The 14,703-nt window shown below is 53.3% G+C and carries 11 protein-coding genes; 4 read left to right on the forward strand and 7 right to left on the reverse strand.

The features are described 5' to 3' along the window. Nucleotides 1-39 precede the first annotated feature (39 nt). Nucleotides 40-456, reverse strand: coding sequence for a hypothetical protein (locus tag WKJ04_RS11555; protein WP_337880560.1), 417 nt, complete (start codon nucleotides 454-456; stop codon nucleotides 40-42). A gap of 66 nt (nucleotides 457-522) precedes the next feature. Between WKJ04_RS11555 and soxR the strand changes: the two genes are divergently transcribed. Further along, nucleotides 523-987, forward strand: a complete 465-nt coding sequence (gene soxR, locus WKJ04_RS11560) for a redox-sensitive transcriptional activator SoxR (protein ID WP_337880561.1) — start codon at nucleotides 523-525, stop codon at nucleotides 985-987. A 411-nt stretch (nucleotides 988-1,398) separates the two neighbouring features. Here soxR and WKJ04_RS11565 read toward each other — a convergent pair whose 3' ends face one another. Both WKJ04_RS11565 and WKJ04_RS11570 read right to left on the reverse strand, forming a co-directional pair. Further along, on the reverse strand, nucleotides 1,399-4,053 hold the full coding sequence (locus tag WKJ04_RS11565) for a TonB-dependent receptor (RefSeq protein ID WP_337880562.1): 2,655 nt from the start codon (nucleotides 4,051-4,053) through the stop codon (nucleotides 1,399-1,401). Between the two features lie 105 nt (nucleotides 4,054-4,158). Then, entirely contained in the window at nucleotides 4,159-6,831 is a 2,673-nt protein-coding gene (locus WKJ04_RS11570; protein WP_337880563.1) for a hypothetical protein, read from the reverse strand. 339 nt (nucleotides 6,832-7,170) lie between these two features. Here WKJ04_RS11570 and phoB point away from each other — a divergent pair, with 339 nt between their 5' ends. Both phoB and phoR read left to right on the forward strand, forming a co-directional pair. After that, nucleotides 7,171-7,857 carry a phosphate regulon transcriptional regulator PhoB gene (phoB, locus tag WKJ04_RS11575; protein WP_337880564.1) on the forward strand — a complete coding sequence of 229 codons (687 nt, stop codon included), beginning with the start codon at nucleotides 7,171-7,173 and terminating at the stop codon, nucleotides 7,855-7,857. 5 nt (nucleotides 7,858-7,862) lie between these two features. Then, nucleotides 7,863-9,194: a phosphate regulon sensor histidine kinase PhoR gene (gene phoR, locus WKJ04_RS11580; RefSeq protein WP_337880565.1), complete on the forward strand. Its 1,332-nt coding sequence runs from the start codon at nucleotides 7,863-7,865 to the stop codon at nucleotides 9,192-9,194. On the opposite strand, the gene WKJ04_RS11585 is transcribed toward phoR, so the two are convergent. Continuing rightward, the gene (locus WKJ04_RS11585; protein ID WP_337880566.1) at nucleotides 9,169-10,023 is read right to left on the reverse strand and encodes a LysR family transcriptional regulator; all 855 of its coding nucleotides are present in this window, start codon (nucleotides 10,021-10,023) and stop codon (nucleotides 9,169-9,171) included. The two genes, phoR and WKJ04_RS11585, sit on opposite strands and share 26 nt — an antisense overlap. Before the next feature lie 92 nt (nucleotides 10,024-10,115). Here WKJ04_RS11585 and WKJ04_RS11590 point away from each other — a divergent pair, with 92 nt between their 5' ends. Then, entirely contained in the window at nucleotides 10,116-11,081 is a 966-nt protein-coding gene (locus WKJ04_RS11590; RefSeq protein WP_337880567.1) for a putative sulfate exporter family transporter, read from the forward strand. On the opposite strand, the gene WKJ04_RS11595 is transcribed toward WKJ04_RS11590, so the two are convergent. From WKJ04_RS11595 to WKJ04_RS11605, 3 genes are all read right to left on the reverse strand, one after another. Further along, complete coding sequence (locus tag WKJ04_RS11595) at nucleotides 11,017-12,318, reverse strand: amidohydrolase (RefSeq protein ID WP_337880568.1); 1,302 nt, start codon at nucleotides 12,316-12,318, stop codon at nucleotides 11,017-11,019. The genes WKJ04_RS11590 and WKJ04_RS11595 overlap by 65 nt on opposite strands. An 84-nt stretch (nucleotides 12,319-12,402) precedes the next feature. After that, nucleotides 12,403-13,968, reverse strand: coding sequence for an exopolyphosphatase (locus WKJ04_RS11600; protein WP_337880569.1), 1,566 nt, complete (start codon nucleotides 13,966-13,968; stop codon nucleotides 12,403-12,405). Next, the coding region (locus WKJ04_RS11605; protein WP_337880570.1) for a phospholipase D-like domain-containing protein at nucleotides 13,965-14,703 on the reverse strand (739 nt) is incomplete at its 5' end. The genes WKJ04_RS11600 and WKJ04_RS11605, both read right to left, overlap by 4 nt.

Genomic DNA, 14,703 nt, shown 5'->3' on the forward strand with positions numbered 1-14,703 from the left:
AGGCCGCGTCAGCGGCCTGTTTGCTTTTGAATGCCTGAATTAAAGACTGTTACATCCGACAATACGGGCATGGTCTCCGTGCAGACGTACCACGAATAAAGGACAGCTGCTGACCCCTTCAGGTTGTTTCCGCTCTGCTCTGAGCCATAACTGCTGCACATTGAGCAAATACAACACCGGACTCAGAGGTTGGCTCGACAGCAGACGGTAGTGCACCTGACGCTGTGGGTAGAATTCCGCCAGGCCTTGTTGATACTGCACTATGGCCCTGTCTCCGGCGACCCGTTGTCCAAGCAAATTAACCAACAACGCATCAGGTTCAAACAAGCCGGCCAGGCTCAGCCAGTGTTGCTGATTAATGGCGTCAGCCAGTTGGTTCAGCAGTTGATGAATAGCGTCTGGAACCGGGTTCTGTGCGACGGGTGGGGCTGCGACAGCCTGTACAAGTGCGGACATATTTTGATTGCTCCCTGTGTTGGACTGCCGCTATGCTAAAACCTCAGGTTAACTTGAGGTCAAGTGATGAATTCATCTTGTGCAGAAAAAATCTGGCTTTCGGTGGGCGAAGTCGCGTCGCGATGCGGCGTGACCGTGTCTGCATTACATTTCTACGAGCAAAAAGGTTTAATCCAGAGCGTGCGTAATCAGGGAAATCAGCGGCGTTATGCGCGCGATGTGTTGCGCCGTGTCGCCATTATTAAAGTGGCGCAGCGCACTGGCATCAGCCTGGAGCAGATCAAACAGGCCTTTGATGTTTTGCCTAAGGGGGAACCCCCGTTGCAACGGCACTGGCAACAAATGTCGGAACTGTGGCATCAGGACCTGACAACCCGGATTGAGCAATTAACACAAATGCGCGACCAACTCAGTTTATGTATTGGCTGTGGTTGTTTGTCGTTGGCGCATTGCCCGTTGCGCAACCCTGCCGATCAGCTGGCGACACAGGGGCCTGGTGCCCATTTTGTTCCGGCTGACGACAAGGTCTGAGCGACCAGCCCCGGACTCGCCTGGACCCCGGGTTATTCCACACCCAACAGCGGATGAGCTGCCTTAAAAACAGCGCCAAAGTCTAGGCGGCGCTGAAGCGACGTTATGGCCATTTGCGGCAAACGGCACCCGACAGTGAAGGGGCTGCAGACTTGGTGTGGGCAGCGCCGTCTCCCCTTTATTCTGGGCTGAAAGCGGTTAATACTGCAGTCATGCAACACATTCAGTTGCAGTCTGTACGGATGAAACAACAAGGTGAGCTGGAACCTCTGTTCGTCTGTTACCGGCCGGATTTGTGAACAACGTGGCTGAGGCCGCCAAAACTGATATCTGGCACGCAGGCATCTGTGGCCAGGGCCGGAAATAACAAAGGGGCCTGGCAGCCCCTTTGGTTTTGAATCAGCCAGCAGTTTAGTACTTGTAGCTGAAACTCAGGCCAAAGCTCTGGCCTTCGACACGGCGTTGCAGCAATTCACCTTGTTGCGTAATTTCCACGTCTTCATCCAGCAGGTTCTTCACACTGAACTTGACGGACGTCGCTTCCCACGGGGTGTAGGAATAGACAAAGTCCAGTGAGTTAAACGGCTGCTCGTAGGCATCGTCTTTTGAGTTCACGCCGGCAAACGCAATACGCTTACCAAAGACGTTGTAGGTCAGGGTCGCGTTGTGTTTGTCGTCGTCTGAGTCAAAACCTAACTGGAAGTTGACCACGTTCTTGGAGTGACCGTTCAACGGACGCACCAGGTTGGTCAGGTCAGCACCGGTAATAGGCTGGATGTTAATTTCGGATTCTGACCAGGTGAAGTTACCGGCCACAAAGAAGTTGCTGAGCCAGCTTGCTGTGTCACCGTCAAAGATGTTCAGCTGTTGCAGGAATTCTGCTTCAGCGCCATAGACTTCACCGCTTTGCGCATTACGGAAGGACATCAGCAGGTTACCGTCCGAGCCGCTCAGCTCAATGGATTCAATCGGGTTCTCCAGGTCTTTGTAGAATACGCCGATGCTGTAGTTGCTGTCGTCGTAGTACCATTCCAGACGGGCGTCATAGGCGGTCACGTCTGTGCTCTTCAGGCCAGAATAACCAGTCACTTTAAAGTCGGTCAGCGGGTCGACGAACAGCACTGGGGTGACTTCACGTAAGTCCGGACGAACCACGGTCTGGCTGTAACCAAAACGGGCCTGCAGGTCTTCGGTCACGAAGTAGGTGAACGACAGTGATGGGTAGTACCCATCTTCCATCAGCACTGAGTCTGCCGGATTGCCACTGATATCACCGTCAGCATTGAGTGGCAGCGATACCTGACGGAAGTCTTCATAGCGCACACCCAGATTCAGACGGAACAGGTAGTCGTAGTTCATCTCCATGCCGACATAACCTGCATCAATCATTTGTGCGGCCAGGTAATCGTCCGCCTGAGTGGTGACGTTGGACACCTGGAAGCCTTTGCTGGCGTCCAGAATATTGGCGTCAGAGAAAATTTGCGAGAAGCTGCCACCCAGTTCTTCCAGGCTGTAACCCACAGTGCTGAAGTTAAAGAAGTCCGTACTGGAGTTACGTTCACGTTCGAAGTACGAATAACCACCGTTCAGTACCACTTCGGCTTTGCCGAAGGTCAATGGCAGTTTGGCATTCCAGCTGCCGTTTTCGGTTTCGTCATCCATACGGGCGAAGCTGTAGTTCACCGCGTTCTGGTTACGGCGCATAAAGCGGGTAACAGAGCCATCATCGCCAATTTCGTTCAGATAACGGTATTCCACTTCGCCTGGCGCGTAACGTTCAGCTTTGGCGTCTGTGTACTGCCAGTCGACGCTGATGTCGTATAACCAGGGCAGGTCATGGCGGCCACGGATCTGGTTCGACAGCATAGAACGTTCTTCGTAGCGGATAGAGGTGTCTGTATTGAAACGGTTTTCTTCGTTGACTGTTTCGATACTTTCACCGTTTTTGACTTTGATTTCGTCTTTGGTGTCACGCAGGTAAATGGTCGAGGTTTCAAACCTGTGGTCTTCGTTCAGTTCCAGACCAAAGTTCAGCATACCGGACAGTTTGACCTGGTGTTCCGTGCCTTTGATATCGTCCCAGATATTCAGTGGCACCAGGCTGTCGCCTGACACTGAGAAGTAACGTTCCTGTTCCTCAATGTTCTGAGTTGAGCGGTCATAGCTGACGCCCGCCATCACACCAAAGACTGAGCTGCCGATATCGAACTTATTGCCATAAGACAGGCTGCCGTCGAAATCTGGTTTGATGCTTTCGCGTGTGACATCAATATCTCGGTTAAAGGCTAAACCCAGTTCACGCACTATGGTGCTGGCCTGGGCCAGGTTGCCGGCATTGATACCACCTAAAGCCTCGGCAATATTGATTTGGCTGATGGTGCCGTACTGGTCCAACGCGGCGCGCAATTCGGGGGTCATGCCACGTTTACCGTCGTCACTACCACGCCAGTCGTCACCACCACCGTTGTAAGTGTAAGCGTCGTCACTGTTCAGGCTGTTGTAACCAGTGCCAAGGCTCAGGTTAAAACTTTCTTGCAGCGGAATGGACGCAGTGCGGATATTCACGCTACCACCGCCGAAAGCGGCTGGCAGTTCTGGTGAATAGGCCTTTTGTACCACTAAACTTTCAATAATGCCGGCCGGAAACATATCCAGCGGGATCACGTTACGGGTTGGATCCGGGCTTGGCACCATGGCGCCATTGAGCAGGGTGCTGGAGTAACGTTCACCCAGACCACGCACATAAATAAACTTGTCTTTGACCAGTGTCAGACCTGTGACACGGCGCAGCGCCGAGGCGGCGTTGCTGTCACCGGCGCGGGAAATCTGTTCCATACCCAATAATTCAGCCACATAAGGCTGTTCACGACGTTCGGCCGCAGCAGACGCCGCAGAGCTCATCAGACGACCTGAGACGGAAATACGTTCAACGTCCTGCTCTTTGGTCTGGGCAGCTTCCTGATTGGCTTCCTGAGCAGTCGCCAGGAAAGGAGTTGAAGCACAGGTCAACGCCAGCATCACCTGGAGACCTAACTGACTGATACGAAATTTTTGTTTAGTGTTCATCTGAACTGGGTCCTATCAGCGGAATCTTTTTTGCTACATCAAAGGCCGGTCAATTCCGGCCCATAAAAAAAGCTGCCGGACTGGTGTCCGACAGCTTGCTGCTGATTAATCGTCTAAACCTACAGCCCAGCCAGCTGTCCAGTTATTGCTTGGTGATACCGCACCAACAAAGTTCACAGTGTCAAAGAATGAATCCACAGTTTTCATATCTTTGGCTGCTGTGGTGTCGTTAGTGAAGATGCCGTTCAGCACAGCAGTACCGTCTTTCAGCACTTTATTGCCTGTCTGATTCAGGAACCATGCTTCTGTGGTCACGTCAGTGGCTACAGTGCCTTTGACCGCTTCGGTCTGGCAGGAAATCACCGAGTTGGTCATGGTCAGTTGGCCAGCGGCAGCAAAGGCGCGTGATTCGTTGGATTCAATCTCCAGACATTCACCCATACCGGCTGGGCCAGTGATGACAAAGTTGGCCAGTTGAGCATTGGTACCGGCACGCAGCAACACGCCTTCAGAGTCGTCGTCACCATCGAAGGCATTACCAATAATGGTCATGTTGGCCACAGTCGGGTTCGACACTGGTGTTGCCGTCAGGTTACCGGCCTGATTGTCTGCTTCAATACCGCGGTTGGCCTTGGCATTGTTCGGATCCATTTTCACCAGCACGAATTGCAGCTTACCGTTGTAGCCGTCAGCCCAGTCGACGTTGTCGTCACCGTTTGAGGTCAGCACCACGTTTTTACAGTTCACGCTGCCACCGAAGAATTCCACACCGTCATCCACGTTTTGGTGAACCTGAATGTTGGAACACTGAGTGCCAGAACCTACACCGAAGAAACCGATACCGTTTAATTCGTTATCCGGAATTACTTCGTAACCTGCGTGTTTCACCACCACATAGTTCAGCGTACCGCTGCTGTCTGCTGCGTTGGCACCACCGTATGGACCGGCTTCACCTTCAGCCTGTACTGAGCAGTTATTGACGTCCGGACATTTGTTGGTGATGGCGTTGCCCAGTAACACCAGACCACCCCATTGACCAGCCGCAGTTGGTGAACCAATCACGTCCTGAACTGATGTGAACACGATTGGGTTGGCGGCAGTACCGCTGGCGTTGATTTTTGAACCACGGCTAATCGCCAGGAAATCAGCACCTGATTTACCATACACAGTGACACCTGGCTGAATGGTCAGGGTGGCACTGTTGGTGTTGTCGCCACCGATACGGACACGGCCGTTTAATACATAGTCAGCACCGGTCTGTAAGGTGACGTTGCTGGTGATATCGCCGGTCAGTTGACAGTTCAGACGGCCAGTTAAGCTGGAGGTTTCTGTGGTACCAGCAGGGCACTGCGTCAGACCTGAATCGCCTGTGGCATGCAGACCATAAGTCCAGCCTTTGGTCCAGTCGGTTGTGCCATCAAAAGCACCGATATAGGTGACGTCGTCGAACCAGCCGTTGACGTTGTTGGCCACGTTGTAGCCGTTGTTCAGCGCCACAGAGTTAGCTGCCGGGATATAACCACCCAATAAGGCATCACCGACGATGTTGCCTGGCTGAGCACGGAACCAGTCTCCGGCGTTAAACGTGACGTTGCCGGCAGCATCTTTGATATTGGCAAAAGGCTCAGCACAATCAATGATGGAGTTACGGAAAATCAGCTGACCGCTGTTGGCAAAAGCTGCAGTTTCTGAGGTGTTGATTTCAAAACATTCGCCCATTTTTTCCGGGCCAGTCACGATAATGTTGTACAGCTCAGCGTTGGTGCCGGCACGCAGCAGGATACCTTCAGAGTCTTCGTCACCGTCAAAGTTGTTGCCGATAATGGTCAGGTTAGAGATTTGTGGTTTCGACACCGGAGTGGCCGTGAAGTTACTGGATTGGTTGTCCGCTTCGATACCACGGTTGGCTTTGCTGTCATTCGGGTTGTGGCGGATCAGTACGTGTTGCATACGGCCAGTCCAGCCATCGGCCCAGTCCAGCGAGTCATCACGGTTTCCTGTCAGTACCACATGTTTCAGATCGACGGTGCCGCCGAAGAACTCGATGCCGTCATCCACGTTGTTGTGAACCTGGATGTACTCGACTGTTGTGCCGCGACCGATACCGAAAAAGCCGATACCGTTTAATTCGTTGTCAGGGATCACTTCATAACCGGCGTATTTCACCTGCACATATTTCAGAGCACCGCTGTTATCTTCCGGATTGTTACCACCGTATTTGCCTGATTCACCTTCACTTTCAACCGCACAGTTGGTTAAGTCAGGACACTTGTTGGTGGGTGCATTACCCAGCAATACCAGACCGCCCCATTGACCGGCAGATTCTTCGTCGGACAGGCCCAGCATATCGTTCACTGAGGTGAAGACGATTGGTGCAGACGCTGTACCTACCGCCTGAATTTTCGAACCGCGGGAAATGACCAGGTAATCCGCACCGCTCTTACCGAATACTTTAACGCCAGGTTGAATGGTCAGGGTCGCGCTGTTGGCATTATCACCACCGACAACCACTTTGCCAGACAGCGCCCATACGGCGTCTGTGGTCAGCGTGACGTTGGACGTAATGGTGCCGGTGATTTCACAGACAGGTAAAGTCACGCCGGCCAGGCTGCTGCCCTGAGTCGCGAATGTAGGACACACGCTGGTTGGAGGAGGAGTGGTGCCACCGCCGTCATCACCACCGCTACCAGTGTTGATGTTGATATCGCCGCCACCGCAGCCAGCCAGAACCAGGGCTGTTGCTACTGCACTCAGTTGTAAAAACTTGCGTAAAGCCATCACTCAGTCTCCGTAAGCAGAAAAATGCTGTTGTTATAAGAAGCTGGGCGGATACCTTAAGTGGGAATAATGACTGTTTTATTACAGTGAGCATGCTGTTGAGGGAACTTATTGGATGGGGGCAGCACTGGCGCGGTCTGTAGCCACTGCTGTCAATAAAGATTCATTAAACTGTCATGTAGATGTCTTTTTAGAGGTTGCTAAATTGTTACTTTGGTGCGACAAAGCTGAATAAAGTGCGGTCTGCTCATCGCTTTTTACGCGGTTTGTTTCATAAAATTGTCATAAACTTCACCCATACTGGCTCGCATAAAATATTCACTAATTTGGGTAGAAGGTATGTCAAGAAAGATCCTGGTGGTCGAGGACGAAGCGCCAATCCGCGACATGTTGTGTTTTGTGCTGGAGCAAAACGGTTATCAGGCCAGTACAGCAGAAGATTTTGATTCTGCTGTAAATATGCTGGTCGAGCCTTACCCGGATTTGGTCTTGTTAGACTGGATGTTGCCTGGAGGCAGTGGTATTCAGTTTGCCAAGAAAATGAAAAGTCATGATCTGACCAAAAGTATCCCTATTATTATGATTACCGCCCGGGGCGAAGAAGAAGACAAGGTCCGTGGTCTGGAAGTGGGCGCAGACGATTACGTCACCAAGCCTTTTTCACCTAAAGAGTTAATGGCCAGGATCAAAGCGGTGATCCGCCGCGTTGCACCGACGTCACTGGACGAAGTGATTGAAGTGCAGGGCCTGAAACTGGATCCGGTCTCACACCGGGTCACGGCGTCAGAGCAGCCTGTCGATATGGGGCCAACCGAATTTCGTTTATTGCATTTTTTTATGACGCACCCGGAACGGGTTTACAGTCGTGAACAACTGTTGGATCATGTCTGGGGCACCAATGTTTATGTCGAAGACCGTACTGTTGACGTGCATATCCGCCGCTTGCGCAAAGCCATTTCGGTGGAAGGGCATGATCGTCTGGTGCAGACAGTCCGGGGTTCAGGTTATCGCTTTTCAGCCAAGTAGGTGCTATGCGACTGTTATTATCCAAAAGGAAGATCTTCAGCAAAATCTTCCTTTTGTTTTTTTTGGTGACCCTGCTGGGCTGGTTGACTGGCCTGCTGTTTCCGCTGTTATTTGTCACCTGTTTTATTCTCTTGCTGTGGCACTACAAACATCTGCTGATGCTGGACAAATGGCTGTGGCGCGATAAAAAACTGTCCCCTCCGTCCGGCGATGGCAGCTGGCGGCAGATTTACGATGGTATCTATTACCGCCAGCGCAAAGCCCGCAAAAAGAATAAAGAATTACGTGCGCTGATCCGCCGTTTCCGCGATGGTGCAGAGGCCTTACCTGATGCCATTGTGGTGCTGAATGACGACTGGACCATTGTCTGGTGCAATAAACTGGCGCAGCAACTGGTGGGGTTGCGCTGGCCGCTGGATGAACATCAGCGTATTGATAACCTGATCCGCAACCCGGAGTTTCAGGCTTATGTGCAACAAAAGCAGTTCAGCCAGGCGCTGGAGCTGATGTCACCGGTCAACGATGAACTGACGCTGGAGTACCGGGTACTGGCGTATGGCCATAACCAGTTTCTGATGATAGTGCGCGATATTACCCAACTGAAACAGCTGGAACAAATCCGTAAGGACTTTGTCGCCAATGTGTCGCACGAATTGCGCACGCCGCTGACAGTGTTGCAGGGCTATCTGGAAGTGATGGAACCGCAGCAGTTGCCACAGGCCGCTATCTGGCAAAAAGCCCATACCGTGATGCTGGAACAGACCAAACGTATGGATGCGTTGGTGCAACAGCTGTTGACCCTGTCGCGCATTGAAGCGGCCACCAAAGTCCAGTTTGACGAGCAGGTGGATGTGCCGGCTATGTTGGCGATGCTGGAGCAGGAAGCGCAAAGCCTGAACCGGGAAAAGCAGCATCAGATTGAGTTTCTCATCGAGGCTGGCCTTTGTGTCAATGGCATCACCGAAGAGCTGCGCAGCGCCTTTTCCAACCTGATCACCAATGCCATTAAGTACACACCACCAGGCGGGCAAATTAAAGTCAGCTGGCAGCGTCAGCACCAGAAAGCGGTATTTTCAGTGCAGGACAATGGGGATGGTATAGCCCCGCAGCATGTCAAACGGCTGACCGAACGTTTTTACCGGGTCGATCAGGCCCGCACCCGCGCTACTGGCGGCACAGGGCTGGGACTGGCCATTGTAAAACATGTATTGCAGCGCCATAACAGCAAGCTGATGATTTTCAGTGAACCCAAACACGGCAGCACGTTTTCGTTCAGTCTGCCGCTGGAACCGGTGCGTGCTGCCAAGGCGACTAAGCTGAAAATAAAAACTCAATAAAGGCAGTCAGCACGGGGCTCTGGTAGCCCTTGTGCTGCACAATCCGAAAATGCCGCTGCAGCCGCAGCGGGCTGTTCAGCCGGATCAACTGGCCGGAGCGAAGTTCCTCTTCAATTGCCAGTAACGGCAGGCACCCAATGCCCAGGCCATGCCGCACCGCCTGTTTTATCGCCTCAGGGCGTTGCAGTTCCAGTACTTTGGCAGGAGACCAGCCTAAACGTGCCAGTTCATGCTCCAGCACGGCCCGTGTGCCTGAGCCGCGTTCCCGAACTATCCAGCGTTGTTGCTGCAGTTGGCTGGCATTCAGCTGATGGTGTAAATCCGGCTGACCAAACAACACAGTCAGGTCGTCACGCCATAAGCGGATATCAAAGGTGTCGGTCAGCACCGGCCCTTCAATAAAACCCAGCTGTGCCTGTTGCTCAGACATGTACTGCAGCACTTCAGCGCTGTTGCACAGCTGCAGCTGAAACTCAAAGCCCGGCCGCAACCGACTGAAACGGGCCAGCAGCTCTGGCAACAAATAACAACCTGTGGTTTCGCTGGCCACCAGCCGCAACGCATTGCTGGAATGGCTGTTGTGAACCAGTTCAGACTGCAGGTCGAGAAGTTGTTGTAGCTTTGGCCGTAAATCAAGCGTGTGTTGAGTGGGGACTAACTGACGGCCCTGGCGCAAAAACAATGGGGTGCCAAGCCGTTGCTCCAGCTCTTTTAATGCCTGACTGGCCGCTGGCTGGCTCAGGTTCTGCTCGTCGGCAGCTTTCGTCAGGCTGCGCAACCGGCAGATGGCATCCAACAGCAGCCAGTGGCGTGGGCTCGGGTAATTCATAATTTATTTGAATTTTTAGTATTTAATAAATCCATTATTCTTATATTTTAATGACAGTACAATCACCTTGTTGAATTGACGGAGTCACAACAATGCGTTTTGTGCTGGGTACTGTGCTTTGGCTTGGCTGGCTTGCCTTCTGGCTCGCGCCAACACTAGGGCTCAGCCCTGTGTTACTGGCTCTGGTCAGTGGTATGGTCTGGAGTTTGTGGCAACAGAGGCAGGCGCCGGGCAACAGCTGTCCTGGTTGGCTGAGCAGTTATCAGCCCTGGGCGCTGCGGGCCGGGCTGGTGCTGTTTGGCCTGCAGCTGCCCACTGGAGTGCTGGATTTATCACTGCTGCAGCGCTTGTGGCCTTTAGTCTTGGGTGTGCCGCTGGTGCTGGTGACAGGGCTGTGCCTGGGGCGAAAGCTGGGGCTCAGTGCCAATACCAGCTGGCTGGTCAGCGCCGGTTTGGCCTTTTGTGGTACCTCTGCACTTTTTGCTACTCAAACCGTACGCAAAGCATCGCCCGCTGAGCTGAGCCAGAGTCTGGCCGCAGTGCTGTTGATGGGATTAGTGTCCTTGTTGTGCTATGGCCTGCTGCCGCTGACGTCCGAAGCAACGGCTTTGCTGATCGGGGCGACGGCGCCAGAGGTTTCGCAAGTGGTAGCAGCCAGTAGTCTGTTACCTGCCAGTGTTGCGGTGCTTGCGATACTGCTTAAACTCAGCCGGGTGTTGTTATTGGTGCCTTTCCTATTGTGGTTGCCTCTGTTCCAGGCCAAAGGGCAAGTCAAGGCCTCAGCGCCCTGGTTTGTGCTGGCGGTACTGCTGGCTGCCTGGGCGTCTCAGGCCGGTTGGGTGCCTGCGATGATGGTGCCACTGAGCAGGGGGGCTGCCGAATTTCTGTTGGTTTCGGCAATCTGGCTGGCTGGTGTGCACACCGACTGGCGGGCCATGCGCCAGGGCAGTGGCAAGGTACTGCTGCTGGCGCTGCTGTTACTGGTATTGCTGTTCAGTTGGTTTTTTCTCTGGCTGGCTGTTGCAGGTAGTCCAGCGCCAGCGCCGTCAGGGCTCTGACACCGTTTTGCAAGGCGGCTTCATTCACCGCGAAATAAGGCGAGTGATTGGGTGCCACCTGATCGAGTGCTGTATTTTCCGGCGCTATACCTAAAAAGAAGTAGACCCCAGGCACCTGCTGCTGAAAAAACGAAAAATCTTCCGAAGCCGTAATGGGTTTGGTGCTGCTGACACCGGCATCCCGTGCCGCCCAGCGCAGGCTCGGCATGGCCCATTCCGTCAGCGCCGGGTCATTCCAGGTGACGGCGGCAAACCCATGCTGATGAAACTCGGCGCTGGCGCCGCTGGCCGCGGCAATATGCTGCGCTGTATGCTGCATTTTTTGCAGCAGCTGCTCGCGCATTTGTGGGTCAAAGGTACGCACTGTGCCTTCCAGTTTGACTTCATCCGGAATAATGTTCCAGCGCACTCCGCCATGCACCTGACCCACAGACAACACGGCCGGGGCCTGCGTCACATCCAGCTGACGGGCCGGGATTTGGTGCAGCGCCGTAATCAGCTGGCCTGTAACAGCGATAGGGTCTATGCCGCGCCAGGGGCTGGAGCCATGCACCTGTTTGCCTTTGACTGTGATACTGAAGCTGTCGGCGGCCGCCATAATGCCTTCGCTTTTCACCTGCAGCTGACCTGCAGGGCCTGGCCAGACATGCAAACCAAAAATGGCGTCTGGTTTATGCTCAGCAAAGACCCCTTCTTTGAGCATCAGTTTGGCTCCGCCTTCTTCGCCGGCGGGCGGGCCTTCTTCGGCGGGCTGAAACACAAATAAAATGGTGCCCGGGAGTTCATCCTGCAGTGGCGCCAGCACGGATGCGACCGCCATCAGGATGGCGGTGTGGGCATCGTGACCGCAGGCGTGCATCACACCAACCTCCTGACCATTAAACTGACTGCGCACTTTGGAGGCAAAAGGCAGGTTGACCATTTCGGTGACGGGCAAGGCGTCCATATCAGCACGCAGAGCCACCACAGGGCCCGGCTTTTTTCCTTTCAAAACGCCCAGTACACCGTGATGGGCGATGCCAGTGCGCACTTCCAGCCCCAGAGAGTTTAAATGGGTGGCCACGGTTTTCGCGGTATTGACTTCCCGGTTGGACAGTTCGGGGTATTGATGAAAATGCCGCCGCCATTCAATTAGCTGTGGCTGAATGGCGGCTATGGCGGTTTCAGTCTGAGGTTTTAAATCAGCCGCCACAGCGGGCAGGGCCAGCATAGTCAAAGCGAAAACAGCACAACGCATCACAGACTCCTTGGGATCCTTTTCTTTACCTTAGAGTCTGTGATTTGAAATGCAAAGCTTTTTTTGGCTCAGCCAGGGGGCGTGTCAGTCATCCAGATCGGTCAGGTCAAAAGCGCCGGCCAAGGCGGCACATTCAGTCAACACAGGGCAATCCAGATGAAAAGTGATTTTTTTCAGCAATTGCTGTTCCTGTTGTAAATCGGCCAGCAGCAAAGGTTGTTGCAATAACCAGTCTTTTGGCAGCTCCAGCGTGAGCTGATGCGAGCGGGCACTGACCAGTAAAGGCGGTAAAAAGTCGTCCTGACGTTTTTGGTTTAACAGCACGGCCAGGCGCAATAACACCAGCAGGTTTAACACGGCTGGCATCTGGTACAAGTGAAAAGCTGGCAGTTCATCGGCTTTAATTTTGCGGCGGTGAAAACGCACCAGGGCGGATAACAGCAACTGCTGTTCCTGATTAAAACCCGGCAGGTTGGCGTGGCGCAAAATATAAGCACTGTGGCGCTGCACACTGGACGAATTGATATGTAAACCAATTTCATAGACTGTGGCAGCCCAGCCCAGCAAGTCGGCATGGTCATCGTTCAGTTGCCAGGCGTACCGGACCTGGGAGAATAACTCCATCGCGGTTTGCCGTACCCGGCCAGCCTGCGCAATATCAATGCTGTAGCGCTTAATCAGGCTGTGAATGGTGTGCTCACGGATATCATGGTGATGCAGCCGGTCGCTCATTTCATAGAGCACACCTTCACGCAAGGCGGCGTCGACGTAATGCATTTGCTCTATGCCCAGTAACTGGAAAGCGGCGATCAGTATCGCCAGGCCCGAGCAAATCAGCGGTTTGCGATCATCTGCCAGACCTGGCAAGTCCAGCTGGTAACTGTTTTGCTGGGCGATCAGCAATTCCTGCAGCCGCAGCAAATCTGGCAAGGTAATGCAGACCGGGTGCCAGCCAAGGCCAACAATCATATCCCGGATGGTTTTGATGGTGCCTGAAGTGCCGACAGCCTGCTGCCAGCCTGTTTCCTTGTAAGCGGAAACTACAGGCTCCAGTTCCTGTTCGGCCTGGATAATGGCGCGTTCAAAGCGTTTGCCGCTGATTTTGCCATTGGCAAAAAACTGGTTGGCGTAACTGACGCAGCCCATATTACGGCTGGCAAGGCGCAGCGGGTGAAAGCCTTCACCTATGGCAAATTCGGTGGAGCCTCCGCCAATGTCCATGACCAGACGGCGGCCATCATAGTGTTCAAAGTGAGCCACACCCTGATAGATAAAGCGGGCCTCTTCCTGACCGGAAATCACTTCAATAGGGTAAGGGAAAATCGCCTGTGCCCGATGCAAAAACATGGCGCTGTTTTTGGCGCGGCGCAGGGTGTAAGTGGCAATTACCCGCACCGACTGGGCCGGCACGGGCTTTAAGGTGTCCGCAAACTGAGCCAGTACAGTCAGACCCCTGTTGATGGCGTCTTCCGATAAAATCAGCTCCTCATTCAGGCCTTCGGCCAGCTGCACTTTTTGTTTTTCCCGGTGCAGCAGTTGCAATGCACCATCGACCACCCGGGCTATCACCATATGAAAGCTGTTGGAGCCGAGATCGACGGCCGCCATGTAGCCTGAATCCTGCGGGTTTGCAGTCCAACGTTCAGTCATGCGCGCAGGTCCTGATGCAGGCTGGCAAAGTAGTCATAAATCTCCTGTTGGCTGCGGATCGAACGTTTATTGCCACGTTTGACATAATGATTGCTCTGATCGCGGTCTATCACCCGTGCTTTTACATTGTCGTGCCACTGAATGTCCAGTGTGGTCAGGATCTGTTGTTTAATGGTGGCATCATAAATCGGCACACCCACTTCGACCCGCTGGTCCAGGTTACGGGTCATCCAGTCTGCGGAAGACAGATACAAATCGGTTTCACCGCCGTTATGGAACACATAAACCCGCGCATGCTCCAGATACCTGTCCAGAATACTGATCACCTGAATATGCTCACTGTGGCCTTTAATACCTGGGATCAGTGAACACATGCCACGGACAATAATCCGGATCTTCACCCCGGCCATGCTGGCTTTATACAGCAGGTCCACAATCTGATTGTCGACCAGATTGTTCACCTTTAACAGAATTTCGGCTTTGCGGCCAGAGGTGGCATAACGGATTTCCCGCTCAATCAACTCCACCAGTTTGGGGCGACTCCAGGTCGGGGACACAATCAGGTGATTAAATTTATAGGGTTTGTAGCTGTACTGAATAAATTCAAACACTTGGTCCACTTCATCACAAATGTCGCTGTGGCAGGTGAACAGGCTCATGTCGGTGTAGATCCGGGCGGTTTTTTCGTTAAAGTTCCCTGTGCCTATCTGGGCATACTTCACCAGTTTGCCCTTT

The organism is Rheinheimera sp., assembly GCF_037442345.1.
GTDB lineage: Bacteria > Pseudomonadota > Gammaproteobacteria > Enterobacterales > Alteromonadaceae > Pararheinheimera.

Bases quoted from the DNA above. Each gene is read 5' to 3' on its own strand.
- WKJ04_RS11555 (WP_337880560.1), bottom strand. From the start codon at position 456: ATGTCCGCACTTGTACAGGCTGTCGCAGCCCCACCCGTCGCACAGAAC.
- soxR (WP_337880561.1), top strand. From the start codon at position 523: ATGAATTCATCTTGTGCAGAAAAAATCTGGCTTTCGGTGGGCGAAGTC.
- WKJ04_RS11565 (WP_337880562.1), bottom strand. From the start codon at position 4,053: ATGAACACTAAACAAAAATTTCGTATCAGTCAGTTAGGTCTCCAGGTG.
- WKJ04_RS11570 (WP_337880563.1), bottom strand. From the start codon at position 6,831: ATGGCTTTACGCAAGTTTTTACAACTGAGTGCAGTAGCAACAGCCCTG.
- phoB (WP_337880564.1), top strand. From the start codon at position 7,171: ATGTCAAGAAAGATCCTGGTGGTCGAGGACGAAGCGCCAATCCGCGAC.
- phoR (WP_337880565.1), top strand. From the start codon at position 7,863: ATGCGACTGTTATTATCCAAAAGGAAGATCTTCAGCAAAATCTTCCTT.
- WKJ04_RS11585 (WP_337880566.1), bottom strand. From the start codon at position 10,023: ATGAATTACCCGAGCCCACGCCACTGGCTGCTGTTGGATGCCATCTGC.
- WKJ04_RS11590 (WP_337880567.1), top strand. From the start codon at position 10,116: ATGCGTTTTGTGCTGGGTACTGTGCTTTGGCTTGGCTGGCTTGCCTTC.
- WKJ04_RS11595 (WP_337880568.1), bottom strand. From the start codon at position 12,318: ATGCGTTGTGCTGTTTTCGCTTTGACTATGCTGGCCCTGCCCGCTGTG.
- WKJ04_RS11600 (WP_337880569.1), bottom strand. From the start codon at position 13,968: ATGACTGAACGTTGGACTGCAAACCCGCAGGATTCAGGCTACATGGCG.